At 32.9% G+C, this 19,058-nt stretch carries 17 protein-coding genes; 5 read left to right on the forward strand and 12 right to left on the reverse strand.

The window, feature by feature from the left end:
• Positions 1 to 8: 8 nt before the first annotated feature.
• Entirely contained in the window at positions 9 to 1,625 is a 1,617-nt protein-coding gene (locus tag GJJ64_RS13970; RefSeq protein WP_154288391.1) for a hypothetical protein, read from the reverse strand.
• A gap of 93 nt (positions 1,626 to 1,718) precedes the next feature.
• On the opposite strand from GJJ64_RS13970, the gene GJJ64_RS13975 reads away from it, so the two are divergent.
• Complete coding sequence (locus GJJ64_RS13975) at positions 1,719 to 2,105, forward strand: DUF423 domain-containing protein (protein ID WP_154288392.1); 387 nt, start codon at positions 1,719 to 1,721, stop codon at positions 2,103 to 2,105.
• The gene (gene priA / locus GJJ64_RS13980; protein ID WP_154288393.1) at positions 2,102 to 4,582 is read left to right on the forward strand and encodes a replication restart helicase PriA; all 2,481 of its coding nucleotides are present in this window, start codon (positions 2,102 to 2,104) and stop codon (positions 4,580 to 4,582) included. The genes GJJ64_RS13975 and priA overlap by 4 nt, the downstream gene beginning before the upstream one ends.
• Here the strand turns inward: priA and GJJ64_RS13985 are convergent.
• Both GJJ64_RS13985 and GJJ64_RS13990 read right to left on the reverse strand, forming a co-directional pair.
• Complete coding sequence (locus GJJ64_RS13985) at positions 4,576 to 5,259, reverse strand: hypothetical protein (RefSeq protein WP_154288394.1); 684 nt, start codon at positions 5,257 to 5,259, stop codon at positions 4,576 to 4,578. The two genes, priA and GJJ64_RS13985, sit on opposite strands and share 7 nt — an antisense overlap.
• A gap of 33 nt (positions 5,260 to 5,292) precedes the next feature.
• The gene (locus GJJ64_RS13990) at positions 5,293 to 6,654 is read right to left on the reverse strand and encodes a sugar transferase (protein WP_154288395.1); all 1,362 of its coding nucleotides are present in this window, start codon (positions 6,652 to 6,654) and stop codon (positions 5,293 to 5,295) included.
• Positions 6,655 to 6,752: 98 nt separating this feature from the next.
• Between GJJ64_RS13990 and GJJ64_RS13995 the strand changes: the two genes are divergently transcribed.
• Positions 6,753 to 7,409: a protein-L-isoaspartate(D-aspartate) O-methyltransferase gene (locus GJJ64_RS13995; RefSeq protein WP_154288396.1), complete on the forward strand. Its 657-nt coding sequence runs from the start codon at positions 6,753 to 6,755 to the stop codon at positions 7,407 to 7,409.
• 81 nt (positions 7,410 to 7,490) lie between these two features.
• Here the strand turns inward: GJJ64_RS13995 and smpB are convergent, their stop codons facing one another.
• Genes smpB through GJJ64_RS14020 form a run of 5 tightly spaced genes read right to left on the reverse strand, consistent with a single transcriptional unit; the run spans position 7,491 to position 13,341 of the window.
• Entirely contained in the window at positions 7,491 to 7,958 is a 468-nt protein-coding gene (gene smpB, locus GJJ64_RS14000) for an SsrA-binding protein SmpB (RefSeq protein WP_154288397.1), read from the reverse strand.
• A 54-nt stretch (positions 7,959 to 8,012) separates the two neighbouring features.
• On the reverse strand, positions 8,013 to 8,462 hold the full coding sequence (locus GJJ64_RS14005; RefSeq protein ID WP_154288398.1) for a thioredoxin family protein: 450 nt from the start codon (positions 8,460 to 8,462) through the stop codon (positions 8,013 to 8,015).
• A gap of 1 nt (position 8,463) precedes the next feature.
• Positions 8,464 to 10,812, reverse strand: coding sequence for a TonB-dependent receptor (locus GJJ64_RS14010; protein ID WP_154288399.1), 2,349 nt, complete (start codon positions 10,810 to 10,812; stop codon positions 8,464 to 8,466).
• 1 nt (position 10,813) lies between these two features.
• Entirely contained in the window at positions 10,814 to 12,688 is a 1,875-nt protein-coding gene (locus GJJ64_RS14015) for an Nramp family divalent metal transporter (RefSeq protein ID WP_154288400.1), read from the reverse strand.
• A complete protein-coding gene (locus GJJ64_RS14020) occupies positions 12,685 to 13,341 on the reverse strand; it encodes a metal-dependent transcriptional regulator (RefSeq protein ID WP_154288401.1) in 657 nt (218 codons plus the stop codon). The genes GJJ64_RS14015 and GJJ64_RS14020 overlap by 4 nt, the downstream gene beginning before the upstream one ends.
• Before the next feature lie 150 nt (positions 13,342 to 13,491).
• Between GJJ64_RS14020 and GJJ64_RS14025 the strand changes: the two genes are divergently transcribed.
• The gene (locus tag GJJ64_RS14025) at positions 13,492 to 13,956 is read left to right on the forward strand and encodes an Lrp/AsnC family transcriptional regulator (protein ID WP_039447626.1); all 465 of its coding nucleotides are present in this window, start codon (positions 13,492 to 13,494) and stop codon (positions 13,954 to 13,956) included.
• Between the two features lie 5 nt (positions 13,957 to 13,961).
• Here the strand turns inward: GJJ64_RS14025 and GJJ64_RS14030 are convergent, their stop codons facing one another.
• Positions 13,962 to 15,743, reverse strand: coding sequence for a sensor histidine kinase (locus tag GJJ64_RS14030; RefSeq protein WP_229655549.1), 1,782 nt, complete (start codon positions 15,741 to 15,743; stop codon positions 13,962 to 13,964).
• Positions 15,744 to 15,900: 157 nt separating this feature from the next.
• A complete protein-coding gene (gene ung / locus GJJ64_RS14035) occupies positions 15,901 to 16,578 on the reverse strand; it encodes a uracil-DNA glycosylase (protein WP_154288403.1) in 678 nt (225 codons plus the stop codon).
• A 78-nt stretch (positions 16,579 to 16,656) separates the two neighbouring features.
• On the opposite strand from ung, the gene GJJ64_RS14040 reads away from it, so the two are divergent.
• Complete coding sequence (locus GJJ64_RS14040) at positions 16,657 to 17,223, forward strand: tetratricopeptide repeat protein (RefSeq protein WP_154288404.1); 567 nt, start codon at positions 16,657 to 16,659, stop codon at positions 17,221 to 17,223.
• Between the two features lie 46 nt (positions 17,224 to 17,269).
• On the opposite strand, the gene GJJ64_RS14045 is transcribed toward GJJ64_RS14040, so the two are convergent.
• Positions 17,270 to 17,803, reverse strand: a complete 534-nt coding sequence (locus GJJ64_RS14045) for a GtrA family protein (protein ID WP_229655550.1) — start codon at positions 17,801 to 17,803, stop codon at positions 17,270 to 17,272.
• Positions 17,787 to 19,010 carry a TCR/Tet family MFS transporter gene (locus tag GJJ64_RS14050; protein WP_154288405.1) on the reverse strand — a complete coding sequence of 408 codons (1,224 nt, stop codon included), beginning with the start codon at positions 19,008 to 19,010 and terminating at the stop codon, positions 17,787 to 17,789. The genes GJJ64_RS14045 and GJJ64_RS14050 overlap by 17 nt, the downstream gene beginning before the upstream one ends.
• Between the last annotated feature and the right edge of the window lie 48 nt (positions 19,011 to 19,058).

Raw genomic sequence — 19,058 nt, forward strand, 5'->3', positions numbered from 1 at the left:
AATAAAGTTTATTTTAATAAAGAGTCTATAAGTAAAGAATCAGCTTTTGGGTTTAAATCTTCTAACTCTGGAACTTTACTCATGTAAAGGTTTGTAAAAAACTTATTCTTATCTGCACTAAATTGCATAGATACTCCATAAATATTTTTCCAGCCAAAGTCATCACTTTTAAATTTCTTGCTTGCTTTGCTGCTTAAATAAGATTTTATAATTGCTTTGGCATTGCTATTATGTAAGAAGTAAAAGATATTGCCTTGGTTAGATAGATATTGCTGAAAATGTAAATTTTTGTCGGTTCTGTTTAGGAAGTCTTGTTCTTCATAATCTTTTAGAAAACCATTTAGCGCTTGTACATTATTAGAAACTAGCAGATGGTTTTCTATGATTGCGTAATAGGGTCTTCTAAACCCTTTAAAAGGATCTCCCAAATGGTAATAAAGTAAATCAGAATCATCAAATCGTGAGATTTTGGAATTAACTGCCGTACTAATGGTAGATAATATAAAAGATAATCTTCCGGTATTGGTAGTTTTAATGATACCAATTTTATTACCCGATGCAACTTGTATACACCCAAACTCTTTGCCTAAAACCAACGGAAATTCTTTTTCGATATTAATAGAATGTCTTTGTGAGATATTTTGAAGCTGACTTTTTCTTTTATCGCTTTCTTTTCTTTTTTCTAACAGAGCGTTTAAATCTTTTTGAAAAGCTTCTTGGTTTGATACAAGGTAAAAAAGATAAGAGGCTGCATCAAAAGGAACTAAATCTAAGAGTGAACATTTTCCAGGCTGCTGATTTAAGAATAGAGCTGCAAAGCTACCTTTTTGCTCTAACTCGGTAATCCCACTAAACATGAAAGCATTTTTTTGGTAATTGATGTTTAGGCTTGAGAAAGCGGGGAACGTTTTTAAGTTCTCTGTTTCTGCTGGTTTATCTTTTTTTGAAAAACCGGCTAAAAAAGAAGCTAGATTTTGGTAATTGATATATAAGTTTGCGATAGCGTTTTTATTTCTTACCGAGCTAAAACTTTCGCCTTTAAAGAATTTTTGCTTTTTATTAGAGCTTTCTAAAAGCGCCTTTTGAATAAGATTTTCATTAAAACTACCTATCCATACGGTTTGTACTAAGGTAAAATAGAACTTGCTTTGATTATTAAAAGTGAGGGTATAGAGTTTGTTTTTATCTAGTTGTTTTTCCTCTATTTTAAATTTCTGTTTTAAACTATTAAGGCTTTCTTCACTACTTTTTAGTTGTTTATTGTTTAAAGGAGCAATAATCAATACATCGGCTTGGTTTTTACCAATTTGATGTATAGAAAAATATAGTTCAGAACTGAAGAGTGCATCATTAAAATCTGCCTCATCAATAAAAGTGTTTTTAAGAGCAGTTAAATGATTGCTTATATCTGTACCTAAAACATCTTTAAAAAGTGTGAAATCTTTAAAAATATCATAGTAAGAAGTCTCATTTTTATATTCGAAAATTAAAGAAGCATCAGCAGGGATAGTATTAAAAGCTTTTTCTGTAGTACTCTCAAAAGAAGAAATATTACTAAAATATAGCCATACGGCAGCAAAAACGGCAATTATAAGTAAGCTAATGGTGATGATTATTTTTCTCATTATTTATTTCCTCTCAACAAAAATAGATTTTTGTATTGAAGCACCGAAAATTGATTGCATCTTTATTAAATTAGCGATTTACACTGCGGGTTTATGAATAAGAGAATAATTATTACAGCAGCTTTTTTTGGTGCTTTAGCCGTAATTTTAGGTGCCTTTGGTGCTCATGCATTAAAAAGAATATTATCAGTACAAAGTTTAGATGTATGGCAAACAGCTGTACAATATCATTTTTATCATACTTTTGGTCTGCTCTTTCTAAGTACTTTTGCTCGTTATAAAAATGCACTTATAAATTTTGCATCCTATTGCTTTACAGGAGGTATATTATTATTTAGTGGTTCTTTGTATATCTTATCTTTAAAAGATTATATGGGATGGACTGTCGCTTCTTTTCTTGGTCCGGTAACGCCAGTTGGTGGCTTATTATTTATTATGGGTTGGTTAAGTTTGTTATTAGCAGCCTTAAGAGATAAATGATAGATTTTGAGAATCATAATTCTAGAAAAACACTATTTGCCGAGGTAATTTTGCCTCTAGCTATTCCTAAGTTTTATACTTACCGTGTTCCATTTGAGTTAAATGATGAATTGGCTATCGGAAAAAGGGCAGTTGTACAATTTGGAAAAAGTAAGATTTACACGGCTATTATTGCTTCTATATCAGAAAAAGCGCCAGTTTCTTACGAGGCTAAATATCTGATTGATATTATTGATGAGCAGCCTATCATTACTCAAAAGCAATTAAAACTTTGGGATTGGATTGCCGAATATTACTTGTGCTATACCGGTGAGGTAATGGCTGCTGCTTTACCATCAGCTCTTAAATTAGCAAGCGAAACAAAGATTATCTTAAGTAATGAAGAAGGTATAGATAAAACTACACTTAACGATAAAGAGTTTATTGTTGTAGATGCTCTTGAAATACAGAATGAGCTTACATTGCAAGAGATCTCAAAAATATTAGGTCAGAAAACTATTTTTCCCATCATTAAAAGTCTTTTAGATAAGCGGATTGTTTTCATATCAGAAGAGATAAACGATAAATTTAAACCTAAAACTGTTAAGCTAGTTCGTTTAAATAGCTTTTATGAGGATAAAGAAAATCTAAAAGCTCTGTTTGAAATTCTTGGTAAATCTCCAAAACAACTAGATGCTTTATTGGCGTATATAAAACTTCAAAAGGAAGATGTAAAGATTACAAGAACTATTCTAACAGAAGCTAGTGGGGCTAGTGCAGCAGTTATAAAGGCCTTAATAGAAAAAGGGATTTTTGAGGTTAAAGAAGAAGTAATTAGTCGCTTTAGTTTTGATAATCAAGAAAATACAAACGATTTTAATTTAAGTGAACCACAACAAAAAGCTTTTGATGAAATAAAGCAATCTTTTAAAGAGAAGCCAGTTACACTTTTACATGGCATTACTTCCTCGGGTAAAACCCAGTTGTATATCCGTTTAATGGAAGAGTATTTGGCTTTAAGCAAGCAAGTACTTTATCTGCTTCCAGAAATTGCTTTAACAGCACAAATTGTTGAACGCTTAAAATTTCATTTCGGAAATCAAATAGTAGTTTATCATAGTAAGTTTAACGATAACGAAAGGGCTGAAATTTGGCAAAAAGTTTTAAAAAACGAAGCTAAAATTATATTAGGAGCTCGTTCATCCTTATTTCTTCCTTTTGCCGATTTAGGTTTTTTAATTGTTGATGAAGAACATGAAGCTAGTTATAAGCAATATGACCCAGCACCACGTTATCATGCCAGAGATGTTGCTATTGTTTTGGCTAACATTTATCAAGCAAAGGTTTTATTAGGTTCTGCTACGCCGTCTTTAGAAAGTTATTTTAACGCTACTACGCAACAAAAATATGGTTTAGTTAAGTTAGATGTTCGCTATAGTGGAGTTAACCTGCCCCAAATTGAAGTGGTAAGTATCACTGAAGAGAAGGCCAGAAAAACCATCAAAGAGAATTTTACAAGCATACTTTTAAATCGAATAGAGGAAGCTATACAAGTTAAAGAGCAGGTTATCTTATTTCAAAATAGGAGAGGATATGTCCCTATTCTTATTTGTCAAACTTGTGGTAATACGCCAAAATGTATCAATTGTGATGTAAGCTTAACTTATCATAAAGCATCCGGAAAATTGCATTGTCACTATTGCGGTTACAGAGAAGATAATATTACCGAATGTCCAGCATGTGGTTCAAAACATATTGCTTATAAAGGATTAGGTACAGAGAAGGTGGAAGATGATTTACGTGTAATGTTGCCTGATTTAAAGATTGGTCGTTTAGATTATGATACTACCAGAAATAAAAATGCGCATCAACATATTATAACTGATTTTGAAGAGAAACGTTTAGATGTTTTAGTTGGTACTCAAATGGTTGCCAAAGGCTTAGATTTTGATAATGTGACCACTATAGGTGTTATTAATGCCGATAGCATGCTACAATTCCCTGATTTTAGGGCTTATGAAAGAAGTTTTCAATTATTATCACAGGTTGCGGGTAGGGCTGGTAGAAGAGATAAACAAGGCAAAGTTATTATCCAAACTTATGATACTAAAAATAGGGTCATCCAACAAATTGTAAATAATGACTATGAAGCGATGTACCGACATGAGATTTTAGAAAGGAAGCAATTTAAATATCCACCTTTTTACCGTTTAATTCATATCGACATCAAGCATAAAGATTTTGCTAAAACTCAACAAATTGCTGAAGGTTTTGCTAAAGAGCTTAAGAAAGTGTTAGGAGATTTGGTGATAGGGCCTCAAACTCCACTTATTGGGCGTATACGTAATTATTACATCCAAACTATTATTTTAAAGATAGATTTGCAACATCAATCTATACCAAAAATAAAAGATTATCTAAGAAAAGAGATTAGCAATTTTGAGGCTAATAAACTAAATAAAGGCAGCTATATAGTTGTAAATGTAGACCCTTATTGACGACCAAAATTATATTGTAAGCTTAGCATACTTAAGGGTAAGTTATAAAAACCCCATCTTCTAAAGTTAGCAATAGAAGTAGTTCTGTTACCGTCGTTTAAAGTTTTAGTCTCTCTATCATTAGAGTAAAGAATATCTATACCCGCCTCTGCGCTTACAGTAAACATAGCTTTATATAAATTTACTTTAACACCTAATAAAGGATGTATAAGGGCACCATTTTTTTCAACTACGACATCATAAAGTAGTGTATTATTGTTTGCGTTGTTAGCAGTACCATCAAAATAAATTTTTCTATATCCTAAGTCTAAACCGTAATAAGGTTGTATAACCCCATAAATTAAACTACGTTCAAAACCGGCTTTTAAAGTGAAATCAGAAAAGGTACCCGTTACAGTTTCACAGTCATGACAAACATTTTTGAAAGTGTAGTTTTTATCGTAGTATTTTGAGCCAACAAATCTGTAGCTTATTTGGTTATCGTTAAATTTAAAAACAAAACCATTTAAATAAGAAGAGCGATAACTTTCAGAACCTCTAACCTCGTTCATCAATTTAGGAAAGTCGCCAAAGTTGGCTGCTTTAATGCCAAAACTATAGCTATAATTGTTTTGAGATTGAGAAAAAGCTTGACCGTAAATAATGATACCTAAAGTTAAGAATAGTAGTTTCTTCATTTTTTGAACTGAAAAATTTTACAAGTATATAATTTATTTTCCTCTTCCTTGCAATACAATAATGATAGTATACAACAATATCTTTAAATCTAATGCCAAAGACCTGTTCTCGACATAAATTATATCAAATGTTAATCTTTTTACCATTTGCTCAACATTTTCTGCATAGCCAAATTTTACTTGCCCCCAAGAAGTAATACCTGGTAAAACTTTATGTAAATAATGATAATGAGGAGCTTTCTTTTCTATTTCTTGAATGTAATAAGCTCTTTCAGGTCTTGGTCCTACCAAAGCCATATCTCCCTTTAAAATATTTATAAATTGTGGTAACTCATCTAACCTAGTTTTTCTAAGAATTTTACCAACTTTTGTGACTCTTGGATCATTAGATTTAGATAAGCAAGGGCCATTTTTCTCCGCATCTATAAACATTGTTCTAAACTTATAAATATTAAACGGCTGCCCATCTTTACCAATTCTCTCTTGCTGATATATACCTGGGCCTTTACTGTCTATTTTAATTAAAATGTAGATAATTAGAAATAGCGGCGAAAAAAGCGTTAGTACTATGATAGCGAAACTATAGTCTAGTATTTTTTTTAGGCTTCTTTGCCAGAAAGGCATATTATCGGGGTGTAGCGTTATAAGTGGAATAGAAAACAAATAGTTAAGCTTAACAAAACCAGAAATGATATCATAAATATCAGGTATGATATTAATAATAACCTCTGTTTGCTCTAATTGGCTTAAAATATTCTTTAGTTGATGATGTTGCTTGCTTTCTATAGCAATGATAACTTCTTCTACTTCTTGGTCTTTAATAAGTTGATGTATTTGATCAAAACTACCTAGTTTTGGAAGATTTATAGTTGTCGAATCTAATTCTCCATCATTAAGGTAAACATAACCTACAAATTTAAATCCTAACTTTTTTTGCTGAGATTGAATTTCTTCTAACAGTTGTTTGGCTTTATGATTGTTACCAATCAAAATTGTATTAAATCCTATACTACCTTTTTGTATTTGTCTCTTTATCCAGGTTAAAAATAATAATCGGCTAAAGCCAACAATTATCAAATGACAAAAGCCAAAGTTTATGAATTCTTCTAAATATACGCTGAATAGATTGCTACCCTTTATAGTTGTAAACAGCCAGATATAAAATAAAGTGATGATGATAGATTGGTTAAACGTTCTTACCAGTTCTTTAAATCTAGATTTTCTGGTAAACTGTGCGTAAGTACCTGTAAAAGCATAAAGCAGCACTAATAGGATAAAAGCGATAAAGAATAGGAAAAGATTCTCCGTAAGGATGCTTTTTGTGCTAAATAGAAATAATAGTGCAGCAAGTAAATCAATAAAAATAAAAAGTATAAGTTTTTTTTGTTTAAACATTGATGTTCTGCTACTTGTGTATTTTTATGATGATGAACTAGTGGTAAAGCTAATAAAATTGCTTTAAATTCAATTTCAGATTCTATTTTTGTAGCAAAATGGGATATAAATTTGTTGATAATTACCGCGAAAAAGGCGCCAGAAAGAAGTTAGTAGAAGAGCTTAGAGCAAAAGGGATTTCTGATGAACAAGTGCTAAAGGCTATTGGTACAGTAAAAAGACATTATTTTTTTGATGAAACCTTCTGGAATCAAGCTTATCTTGATAAAGCTTTCCCTATAGGCGAGGGTCAAACCATTTCTAACCCCTATACTGTAGCCTACCAAAGTGAGTTATTACACATTAAAAAAGGAGATAAGGTATTAGAGATTGGTACAGGCTGTGGCTATCAAACTTGCGTTTTGTTAGAACTAGGGGCTAAGGTTTATACCATAGAAAGACAAGAAAAACTGTACGAAAGAACGAGACAAGTATTACCTCATATTGGTTATCATGCAGAGTTTTTTCTTGGTGATGGTTCTAAAGGTATTGCAGAGCATGCTCCTTATGACAAGATTATAGTAACCGCAGGAGCACCTTTAGTTCCGCAAATTTTATTAAAGCAGTTAAAAATAGGAGGTATTTTAGTAATACCCGTGGGGGATGAAAAAAGCCAAAAAATGGTCACTGTTTTACGTGTGTCTGAGAATGATTTTGATAAAATTGTATTAGATACTTTTAGATTTGTACCCTTGTTAGGAGACCAAGCTTGGTAAAATAGAACTGTTTAAGATGCCTAACCTAAAAACTCCCGATAGCTATCGGAACTAACCAACCAGCACCTAACCAACTTGTACCTAAACATACTTCTTCTTCACCATATCTAGCTCTCTCTTTACGTCTCTTTCTTTAATAGCATCACGTTTATCAAAAGCTTTTTTACCTTGAGCTAAAGCTATTTCCATTTTAGCAAAGCCTCTTTCGTTAATAAAAATGCGTAAAGGGATAATCGTAAGGCCTTTATCCTCGCCTTTAACCAATAATTTTTTGATTTCTTTTTTATTGAGTAAGAGTTTTCGGTCTCTTTTAGCTTCATGGTTGTAAAAAGAACCATGAGAATACTCGGCAATATCCATGTTTCTTACATACAACTCATTATTAATAAAAGAACAAAACGAATCGCCAATATTTGCTTTTCCTTGTCTGATAGATTTAATCTCGGTACCTAAAAGTTTAATGCCAGCAACAAATTTCTCAAGAATGCTATATTCAAAAGTGGCTTTCTTGTTTCTGATGTTTACACTGGATGTTATTTTATTAGACATACCGCGAATATCGTGAAAAAATTGAGTTATTGAAGCTTTAACTGGGCTACTTTCCTAGTTAGTTTTTAAAATTTTTAGGAGTTTATCACTACTTAAATATTCAAACCACCGGCTTTTAACAACGAAATTACTATCTAAAATAAGTGTTACCGGAGGAGTAAATTGTTTTTCTTTAGCGCCAAGCAAAAGGGCTAGCTCATGAAATTGCATTTTTTTATGAAAGGTTTTTCCATCAAATTGGATGGGGATTTTAGTTTCTGCATCAAACTTAACTGCGTAATAATTTTGACTTATTTCTTTAATGATAGCAGCTTTTGAGTAAACTTCTTTATCCATTTTTTTGCAGTATACACACCAATCAGTATAAAAACTAATAATTACAGGTTTAGGTTTTATTTTTAAAGAATCATCTAATTGCTCAAAACTTAGCCATGTAATTTCCTGAGCCTTTCCAAACTTTATCACGCCTAAGCAAAAAAATACAACTAGCAAAAACCTCAGCATATTATAAACTCCTAAATTTAAAGCCTAAATAAAATGTTCTTGGTCTGGCTGGTCCGTAAACATAATCAGAGTCTCTGGTAGGGCCTGTGTCAAAGTCTTTTTGGAAACTATTAAATATGTTTTGAACACCTAAACTGCAATCTATCATGATGTTCTTAAGCTTAAACTGATAGTTGTTTTTTAAGTTTAACTCTAAGAAACGTGGGGTGTTTATCAATTGAGGTAAACCGTTAGCATTAATAATTCTGGCGGCGGTCATGTTTCCAGTGTAAACTGCACTCATATCAAAACTTAATTTTTGTGTAGCCTTATAATTGCTGTTTAGGTAGCCATAGCTACGTGGTGTTCTTAAAAACTCGGTAATACTAACATTTGTGTTGGTTAAATCATCCGGATTATCATAAATAACTTGTGGGGTGTTATAGGCTGTTTTTTGCCATGTACCACCAGCTTGCAAATTAAACTTTGCCGATGGTACTATATTAAGCTCGAAATTTGCACCACTTACATAAGCACCTTCGCCATTACTTACTTCTTCTAAAATAGTTCCGTTTCCTAAAGAGGTACCTGTATTAATGGTAACAAACTGGTTTTTTAAAGTTGTATAAAAGCCTTCTGTTAAGAAACTTACTTGTGTATTTCCCCATGTACAAGCATAGCTTAAAGATGCTGTAAAAGCATCAGAAAATTCTGTTTTTAGGTTTTCTGATAAAATTACAAACCGTTGCTCGCCTGCTGCAGATGAAATATGCATGTCTTCGTTAAATGCCTGTGGAGCTCTAAAACCTCGGGCATAACCTCCTCTAAACTGCCAATCTTCATTAAATTTATAAAGTAAGGTAAAACGAGGGCTCAATACACCTTTATTTAAGTTAGAGCTTCTGAAAATATTTTGTAAAGTATAATTGCCGTTTACACGGGTTAAATCATATCTACTGCCTAACAAAGCCGTTAGTTTATCATTGGGTTTCCATTCGTATTGCGCATATAAACCAAGTGTGGTTAAAGATTGATTTATTAATCTGTTATAGCCAGCAATTTCATCATCAACTTGATTATGTTGTAGTTCTGCACCCATTACAAAAACCGAGGTGTTTTCTAAGTTTTTAGTAAACTGGAAGCCTCCTACCACAGAAATATCATCAGTAAAACCATAAGCATTATTAGCTCTAGTGCTATCTATTGCGGTATAACTTCCCCCTAAACCACCATAATAACTGTTCCTTTTGCCTCTTTGCGTTGATATATAGGCAGAGTATTTATTTTTAAGATTTTTACTGTATTGGTCAAAAGTTAACCCACCTAATAAAATTTGATGGTTTAGTTGTTCTGTAATATCGGTGAACTGAGGGGCAAGATGTAGACGGTCTCCACCTCTTCTAAATTCATTGATAGCGCTAAAATCTAAAGTTATTTTACTTCTATCGCTAGGTTTCAAAAAGGCTTTACCACCAAAAGTATTGTTCTCCATTCGGGTTATTTCTGTAAAACCATCTAAATTGGCATCAAAAGGAGAGCGATTTCTAAACATTCCGTAAAAAGTAGCACCACTTTTTAAGTCTTCCGCAGCTAAACTTCCGTTGAAGTTTATAACATGGTCTGGCGTTTTTCTGTCTATTAAAGCTATGTTAGAACCTATTTCCCATGAGTTTAAAATGGGGTCTTTGGTAATGATATTGATGGTTCCGGCTATGGCGTTAGACCCAAAAAGTGCCGATCCTCCGCTTCTCACTACTTCAACACGTTCTATCATGCTGGTGGGGATTTGGTCTAGACCATAAACGCTACTTAAAGCACTAAAAATTGGTCTGCTATTGATTAAAACTTGCGAATATGCACCTTCTAATCCATTTAATCTTACTTGGGTGAAGCCGCAATTTTGACAATTATTTTCTAATCTTACACCTGGCTGGTAATTTAAACCTTCTGATAAACTTAAAGATTGTGTAGCATTAAAAAGTTTAGCACCAATAACATTAACCACAACCGGAGCCTCCTTTCTGGATACACCATATCGGGTGGCGCTTACTACCACTTCATTTAAGCCTAAATCATCGTTATTAAGCTGTATTTCTAACGATATGTTTTCATCCGGTTTAACCGAAATAGATTTTTTATAATTTTTATAGCCTAATAAGCTTACGCTGATGTTATGCTCGCCCGGAGTAACATCTTTGAAATGAAATATACCCAAGCTATCTGTAATTTGATAATTTAAACTCTTATCTAATTTAATGATAGCTTGTTTTACAGGCATGCCTGAAGCAAAAACTCTCCCATAAATATCGGCTTTTTGTGCAAAAACAGCTGCGGGAAATATTAAAAACGATAATATAAATAGGTTTTTCATCTTACTTTCTTACCACTAATACAGGTATGTTTACCTGATGTCTTACTGCATCTACTGTAGAACCAAATAATAAATCACTAAAACCTTTATGGCCATGCGCACCCATTACTAAGAAGTCTATTTCGCTTTTGTTTACAATTTTTGCGATAGCACCAGAGGTAGAGCCATAGCCAATTTTATAGGTACTGTTAAAGCCTAAATCTTTTAAGTTTTGTTGATATTGTTTAAGATTTTCCTCATCGCTGATGGTTTCCATATCCATCACATTTTGTTGATGATAACGGGCTCCGGCTGTCTCAACAATATGAATAAGGGTATAACTTGCCTGCTTGCCACCTTGTAAAATAGCATGTCTGATAACGTTTTTATCGTTCTCAGAAAAATCTATACTAATACCAATATTTTGGTAAATAGGAGTGTTCAAATCTGCTAAGCTTATAGCGCTACCATGTGGCACAGCTATTTGCTTGTCTTGTGCGGGGAAAAATGGTTTAATAATGATGTATAACAATAATAAGCCAATGGCAATAGCTAAAGGAATTACAGTTATATATAACCAAAAAGCATTTTCGCCAGCACTTACTATCCATCCGCTAATTTCATCAATAACTAGTTTTACGTTTAAACTGATGATGATAACTGCGCTTAGCCAAGCCAGAATTTTAACCCATGTCTTAATGGCAAATTCTTTCATGAGCTTAGTATCTGAATTGAAATGGATGAGTGGGATGATAGCAAAACCTAACTGTAAGCTTAACACCACCTGACTTAAAATAAGAAGTGCACCTAAAGATTCTTCTCCGAAATAAATAATGGTAAAAAAAGCAGGAGTAATAGCCAATAAACGAGTAATTAACCTTCTTAGCCAAGGTGCTATACGTAAATTTAAATGTCCTTCCATTACAATTTGCCCTGCTAGCGTACCTGTTATGGTAGAACTTTGTCCTGATGCAATAAGTGCAATTGCAAAAAGTGTTGGTGCTGCGTTACCAAATATATTTCCTAATAATTTATGTGCGTCTTGTATCTCTGCAACTTCGTTAAACCCATTGGTGAAAAAAGCAGCTGCCGAGAGTATTAAAATAGCTGCATTAACTAAAAAAGCTAGATTAAGCGCAATAGTAGTATCAATTAAATTAAATTTTAAAGCTTCTTTTATGCCTTTGCTACTACGTTCTATTTTACGTGTTTGTACCAAAGAAGAATGTAGGTATAAATTATGAGGCATAACTGTTGCGCCTATAATACCTATAGCAATGTAAAGCGCACTGCCATTTAAATTGCTAGGGATAAATCCTTTTACAACATCATTTAACTGTGGTTGTACAATAATCATCTCCATCAAAAAAGAAATACCAACTATAAAAACCATAGATACTATGAAGGCTTCCATGCTGCGCATACCTTTTTTTAATAAAAATAGTAGAAGAATGGTGTCAAAAACGGTGATACTGATGCCCCAAATTAATGGTATACCAAAAAGTAGGTTTAGACCTATAGCCATTCCAATAATTTCTGCCAAGTCACAGGCTATAATGGCTATTTGAGCTAAAATATAAAGCGGAATATTAGCCCAATTTGGATAAGCTTTTTTAGACGCCTGTGCCAAATCTAAACCTCTTACTATACCCAAGCGAGCACTTAATGATTGTAATAAAAGTGCTATTAAGTTAGACATCAGTAAAACCCATATCAGTTTATATCCAAACTGAGAGCCTCCAGCTATATCTGTTGCCCAATTTCCTGGGTCCATATAGCCAACACTAACCAAATAAGCAGGCCCAATGAAGGCTAAAATTTTTCTCCAACCTGTTTTTTTTTCGGTTTTGATACTGCTATGTACCTCACTTAAAGATTCTGTATGTTTTTGGTTCATATAGCTATCAATAAATTTTTTGCTACTTCTCTACTAATCATGATGTCGTTTTCTTTGATAGAAATGATAAAAGAGCCATCAAACTCTATTTGCTCTTTAATTTTGATCTCCTGACCTAAAACAAGTCCGGTTTTTTCAAGATATTTTAGAAAAAGGGGCGAGTGTTCTCTCACACCGCTAATAATTCCTGAAGTTTCATTCTTAAGTTTTGATATTGGTATAAGTTCCGGAACGTTAAATTTGCCATGCTTATCAGGGATAGGATCACCATGTGGGTCTGTTTTAGGAAATTCTAAAAATTCATCTAAACGATTGATTAATAAATCAGAATGTATATGCTCTAATTCTTCGGCTAAATCATGTACTTCATCCCACTTAAAATTAAGTTTCTCTACCAAAAAAACTTCCCATAAACGATGCTTACGGATGATATTTAAAGCTCTTTCTCTGCCTAAAGGCGTTAAAGTAACCCCTTGATATTTGATGTAATTGATAAATTCTTTATCAGCAAGTTTCTTAAGCATATCTGTAACAGAGGCTGCTTTTGTATTTAAAGACTCTGCAATGGCATTGGTATTTACAGCTGTGCCTTCATCTGGAGATAAATGATATATAGATTTTAAATAGTTCTCTTCTGTAAATGAAGTAATCATGATTCTAAAATATTATTATTACAAATCTAATTATATTTTTAGATTAATCTAAAAATAATTTCAACCAATTATTATCCTGATATAAGTTGTTTTGTGAAATTTTATTTGGTTTAAAGGATTAAAAGTTAAATTTGTATAAAATTTAAGGTTATGGAACTGGATAAGATAGATTTAAACATTCTTAAAATTATGCAAGAAAATGGTAGAATTACCAACTTGCAGCTTTCGCAAATGATTGGTTTATCTCCGGCACCAACTTTAGAAAGGGTAAGAAAGCTAGAGCACTCTGGCTATATTAAAAGTTATCATGCCTTGGTAGATGAGGAAAAGCTAGGCTTAGGAATTAAAACTTTTATACAGGTATCTTTAGACTTCCATCAGAATGATACCATTACTGTTTTTTTAGAAGAGGTTAACGCCATAAAAGAAATTACAGAGTGTCACCATGTAACCGGCCAATGCGATTTTATTTTAAAAGCTTATGTAAAAGATATAAAGGCTTATGAGCAATTGATTATGCAAAAAATTAGTAGAATATCTGTGGTGAAGACTTTCCAAACCATGATGATTATGTCTACCAGTAAAAAAGAGCCTATCATCCCTTTAGAGTACTAGTTTTACTAAGTAAGGGGGCTAGGAAGCGTAAAGTAAAAAGTTGTTCCTTTATTAATTTCACTCTCTACCCAGATTTTTCCGTTGTGCAGCTCTATAAATTCTTTAGCTAGTATTAAACCTAAACCGGTTCCTTTTTCATCGGCTGTACCGGGTTTAGAGTATCTGTTTTCTATCTTGAAAATTTCATCAAGGTAACCTTTTTCTATCCCGATACCATTATCGCTAATACTAAATAGTACTTCTTGATTTTTTGTCTCTAGTTTAAGCTCTATTTTACCATTTGGGTGTGTAAACTTTATGGCATTGGTTATTAAATTACGTAAAACGGTATTTAACATTTGCCTATCGGCATTAACATAAATAAACTCTCTATAATTTAGATTGATGGAGATATTTTTAGCATCAGCGGCAGCTAAAAATAGCTGATGGGTTTCTGTTAATAAATCTACAGCATGTAGGGTTTGTATTTTTGGTACAAGGTTACCAGTTTGTATTCTAGACCAACTTAGTAAGTTCTCTAATAGATTAAACGCTTGTTTGGCACTGGTATACATTCTTAATCCCAACTGCTGGATACGTTCTGTACTGTATTTTTCGGTGTTCTTATAAATCAATTCGCTAAAACCGATTAAAGCATTAAAAGGGTTTTTTAAATCATGAGCAATGATAGAAAAGAATTTATCTTTAGTAGCATTTAGTTCTTGTAAATGATTCTCGGTGTTTTTAAGTTGGGTAATATCATAACAAATAATCAGATAAGTTTCTATTTCATTGTCTGATATGTATTCGGGTACAATTTGTATCGCAAAAAAATAAGTTTTAGAGTCTAAAACGATATCTAGCTTTGTTTCTTTCAAGCTTTTATCTCTTTGGGCACTCAATAGGATTTCCATTAAGGCTTGCTCAAAATAATCAGGTAAACCCATGGCAAATAATGCTTTACCTAAAAAATGCTGACTATTAAGGTTTGTAAATTTGCTTAATGCACTGTTTGTGTAAATACACCTAAAATTTTTATCTAAACGGATGATAAGTTCCGGAAGATTTTCTGCTAAAGTTCTGTAGCTTTCTTCCTTATCTTTTAATCCTTTAAACAAAATGCCTGTTGGGTTAAGAAAACTGGTCTCAACATTTGCCTTATATATTAAAAAGAAAGAGATAAGTTTGCCATAATGCCCAATTTGATTAAAAACACCATCATTAGTAAGGTACAGCGTGAAACAAAACTCGCTTAGAATAGAGAAACTTAAAGAAGCAAAAAGCAGTTTAAAAACTTTTGAATCAAAATAATTTTGTCTTTTAACTAATGTATAACAAGCTGATATTAATATGAATATAATGATGTACTCAGCGTAAATTTTAAAAGCAGTTTGACCAATACCTTCAACATAACAAATAGGGAAATTTTTCCAGTAAAGGATAGATGAAATAAGTAAGCTGCTGATTAATAGGTAGATGATAAAAATGTAATCGGCGTTAAGCCTATGTTTACGCTTTAAGAACCAGAAGCCTACCAGTAAAGTAATACTTTCTAAGAAACGTGTGGCTATCCAAAATTGGTTAGCATAAAAGGTAGTACTTTTGATGATGTTCATCCCTTTATAGGTAAGGGCATGTAAAATATCCAGTATACCAATGAATAAATATGCTATACCTACTAAAAAGAGATAGTTATTGTCAAGAATTTTTCTGGAGTTCCAGGTAACAATAAAAACCGCAAAAGCAACTGTAACAGAAAATAGCTCTACCAGTGTATGAAACAGCAAATAACTTTCTCTGATGCTCATAAATAGAACAATCATAAGTAAGCAAGATGCAAACAGGGTACGGTAATTTTTTTTTATAAGATTGCTTATAGGTAGATTCAAGCTGCTTAATTATAAATACAAAATTAGTTCTATTTTATGGTTTTACGGTTAATCTTATTTACTAGTTTGCATTAATCTAAATTATTTGCCAATTAATAGCTTCTTTACCTTGTTGTAGCAAATAAGTATTGGTTTGACTAAATGGTTTAGAACCAAAAAAACCGTTATAAGCAGAGAACGGTGATGGATGAGCAGATTTGATAATAAAATGCTTTTGAGCATCTATTAAAGCGATTTTTTGCTGTGCAAATTTACCCCAAAGAATAAAAACGATTTTCTCTTTATGCTGTGATAAGGCTTTAATGGCAGCGTCAGTAAACATTTCCCATCCCTGATTTTGGTGTGAGCCAGGTTTAGTAGCTTCTACCGTTAAAGTAGCATTTAAAAGTAATACGCCTTGTTTTGCCCAACTGCTTAAATTACCATGAAAAGGGATTTTAAAACCTGAAATATCGTCACTTAATTCTTTGTAAATGTTTTGTAATGATGGTGGCAACTTCATGTTTTCTTTAACAGAAAACGATAAACCATGAGCTTGTCCAGGGCCATGATAAGGATCTTGACCAAGTATGACCACCTTAACGTCATCAAAAGGAGTTAAATTGAAAGCGTTAAATATTTCTGCACCAGGTGGATAAATAGTTTTTCCTTTTTGCTTTTCTTCTTGAAGAAACTGCTTTAATTGCAGCATGTAATTTTTCTCAAATTCTTCTCCTAATACAGCCAGCCAAGAGGATTCTAATTGTACAGACATATTTCTTTATCTTTTTATTGATTAAAAGCTCAAATAAACGATATTTGCAGCCACTAAAGTATATTAAATACATTTGACATGCCAAATTTCATTAGAATTATATTAGGGGCTTTAATTCTTGGGGCCGCCATTACCTTAATTGTTTTCTCTTACTGGGGTTGGGGAATTCTGTTAATCTTCATTTCTATCTTGATTTTTATTACCTATATCTTTAACGAAAAAATGCTTTTGGCACAGTGGTTTTTAAGAAAAGAAAACATGGAAAAAGCAGAATCTTGGTTAAATAGTATTAAGGATTATGAGAAAGAGCTGTTTAAAGGTCAGTGGGGATATTATCATTTATTATTAGGTTTAATAGAATCTAGAAAATCTCCGATGAAATCAGAAAAGTTCTTTAAAAAAGCGCTGTCTTTTGGTTTAACAATGGATCATAACATTGCTTTAGCGAACTTAAGTTTGGCCGGTGTAGAGATGGGTAAAAGAAATAAGCGTGAAGCACAAAGATTATTAAAAGAAGCTGAGAAAGCTGATAAGAACAAGCTTTTAGCAGAGCAAATTAAAATGATGAAAGGCCAGATGAGTATGCTAGATAAAACCCAAATGGTACGTGGTGGCAGAGGAGGAAGCGGGTTTAGACAGTTTTAATAATACAATATTTTATATCAGAGGCCCGAAAAAATTTGGGCCTTTTTTATTTTTTAATCCTAAAAGAGAAATGTCTTTGTGATAAATAACTAAAACCTATAATGATTACTGTAGTTAAAATTGCAGAAGGGGTAGGATACCAGCCAAACTGTTCTACAAATAGTTTCAAAAATAAATAGTTTAAAACTACGCAAGCCATCACCACCATAAAGTATCTTACAAATTGTATTCTTCTACGCAGGTAAGAGCCTTTAAAAACCACAAACATGTTTAGATAAAAGCCTATGGGCATGGTTATAAAGAAGGCTATTAAGAATGCTGCAATATGTGGGCTTATGGCAATAAACGGTAGATGAACAATTTGTTTTTTTAGAATGAAATTATAAGATACAAAGTAAATTAAAATGTTTAAAGCGGTGTTTGAACCTCCACAAGCAGCATAACGGTAAGTTTGTAGCGGCATAAATTTCCTGAAGATTGGATAGAAAAAATCAACAGTTTTAAGAATGGTTTCTTTAACGAAATAGTGAAGGCTTAAAAGCATAAACAAGAATACAAAATCTTTAACTTTTTGGTGCATGTGTTCTCATGCTTTTTGCAGCGGTAAAAACACTAATCAAAACCAGAATAGAACAAACAAAAAATGGTGCTCCGGGGAAAATAAATGGTGCTTTATCTCCTGTAAAGAAAGCAAAAAGGTTAGTCATTACCGGTGGTGCTACAATGGTTGTGGCACTCATTAAACTTGTTAAGGCTCCTTGAAGTTCGCCTTGTTCATTTGTTGGGGCATAACCGCTAATAATACTTTGAAGTGCTGGTCCGGCTATGCCTCCTAAAGAATAGGGGATGATAAAGGCAAACATCATCCATCCTTCTGCAGCAAAAGCAAATAATAGTAGGCCTAGGCTGTAAAAAGCTAATCCTATATATAAACTTTTTTCTTGCCCAAATTTAGGAATTACCCACCTAATGATGCCTACTTGTACAATTCCAATCATCAAACCAACAAAACCTAAGGAGTAGCCCACCCAAGCTTCGTTCCACTTAAATTTTTCCATCCCATAAAAAGACCAAGTACTTTGTAAACCGTTATTGGCAATATACATGAGGATAAGGGTAAGCACTAAACCATATACAGCTGGATATTTTTTTAATTGATATAATGAACCTAGTGGATTTGCTCTTTTAATATCAAAAGGGCGCCTTTTTTCTATTGGTAAAGATTCTGGCAGTACAAAATATCCGTAAATAACATTTAAAAAGCTTAAACCTGCAGCAGCAAAAAATGGTATTCTAGATCCAAACTGACCTAAAACACCGCCAAGCACTGGCCCTAGGATAAAGCCTAAACCAAAGGCAGCACCAATTAAACCAAAATTCTGAGCTCTTTTTTCGGGTGTGCTAACATCAGCAATATAGGCAGAAGCTGTTGTGAAACTTGCTCCGGTAAACCCGGCAATAATGCGTCCTACAAATAACCACCCTATGGTAGGGGCAAAAGCTAGTAGTAAATAATCAATCCCGAAACCTAATAAAGAAAATAGTAGAACAGGTCTTCTCCCGTATCTGTCACTTAAATTTCCTAACAATGGAGCGCAAATAAATTGCACAAAAGCATAAGCAAAAGTTAGCCAGCCGCCAATACTTGCTGCTTCACTAATATTTCCATGGATGAGTTCGGAAATAAGAGTAGGCAGTACCGGAATGATGATACCTAAACCAGTAACATCTATCAATAAGGTGATAAATATAAATCCTAGTGCTGTATTTTTAGGCTCTTTAGTCATACATTGAAGTGATTTCGATAATTGAGCTTTTTATGAGAATTAATTCCT

It is taken from the genome of Pedobacter puniceum (assembly GCF_009674685.1).
Classification (GTDB): domain Bacteria; phylum Bacteroidota; class Bacteroidia; order Sphingobacteriales; family Sphingobacteriaceae; genus Pseudopedobacter; species Pseudopedobacter puniceum.

Excerpts from the sequence above, each read along its gene's own strand:
- GJJ64_RS14045 (WP_229655550.1), bottom strand. The coding sequence starts at position 17,803 with ATGCACCAAAAAGTTAAAGATTTTGTATTCTTGTTTATGCTTTTAAGC.
- priA (WP_154288393.1), top strand. The coding sequence starts at position 2,102 with ATGATAGATTTTGAGAATCATAATTCTAGAAAAACACTATTTGCCGAG.
- GJJ64_RS14020 (WP_154288401.1), bottom strand. The coding sequence starts at position 13,341 with ATGATTACTTCATTTACAGAAGAGAACTATTTAAAATCTATATATCAT.
- GJJ64_RS14015 (WP_154288400.1), bottom strand. The coding sequence starts at position 12,688 with ATGAACCAAAAACATACAGAATCTTTAAGTGAGGTACATAGCAGTATC.
- smpB (WP_154288397.1), bottom strand. The coding sequence starts at position 7,958 with ATGTCTAATAAAATAACATCCAGTGTAAACATCAGAAACAAGAAAGCC.
- GJJ64_RS13985 (WP_154288394.1), bottom strand. The coding sequence starts at position 5,259 with ATGAAGAAACTACTATTCTTAACTTTAGGTATCATTATTTACGGTCAA.
- GJJ64_RS13970 (WP_154288391.1), bottom strand. The coding sequence starts at position 1,625 with ATGAGAAAAATAATCATCACCATTAGCTTACTTATAATTGCCGTTTTT.
- GJJ64_RS14025 (WP_039447626.1), top strand. The coding sequence starts at position 13,492 with ATGGAACTGGATAAGATAGATTTAAACATTCTTAAAATTATGCAAGAA.
- GJJ64_RS14040 (WP_154288404.1), top strand. The coding sequence starts at position 16,657 with ATGCCAAATTTCATTAGAATTATATTAGGGGCTTTAATTCTTGGGGCC.
- GJJ64_RS14005 (WP_154288398.1), bottom strand. The coding sequence starts at position 8,462 with ATGCTGAGGTTTTTGCTAGTTGTATTTTTTTGCTTAGGCGTGATAAAG.
- GJJ64_RS13975 (WP_154288392.1), top strand. The coding sequence starts at position 1,719 with ATGAATAAGAGAATAATTATTACAGCAGCTTTTTTTGGTGCTTTAGCC.
- GJJ64_RS13990 (WP_154288395.1), bottom strand. The coding sequence starts at position 6,654 with ATGTTTAAACAAAAAAAACTTATACTTTTTATTTTTATTGATTTACTT.
- GJJ64_RS14030 (WP_229655549.1), bottom strand. The coding sequence starts at position 15,743 with ATGAGCATCAGAGAAAGTTATTTGCTGTTTCATACACTGGTAGAGCTA.
- GJJ64_RS14010 (WP_154288399.1), bottom strand. The coding sequence starts at position 10,812 with ATGAAAAACCTATTTATATTATCGTTTTTAATATTTCCCGCAGCTGTT.
- ung (WP_154288403.1), bottom strand. The coding sequence starts at position 16,578 with ATGTCTGTACAATTAGAATCCTCTTGGCTGGCTGTATTAGGAGAAGAA.
- GJJ64_RS13995 (WP_154288396.1), top strand. The coding sequence starts at position 6,753 with ATGGGATATAAATTTGTTGATAATTACCGCGAAAAAGGCGCCAGAAAG.
- GJJ64_RS14050 (WP_154288405.1), bottom strand. The coding sequence starts at position 19,010 with ATGACTAAAGAGCCTAAAAATACAGCACTAGGATTTATATTTATCACC.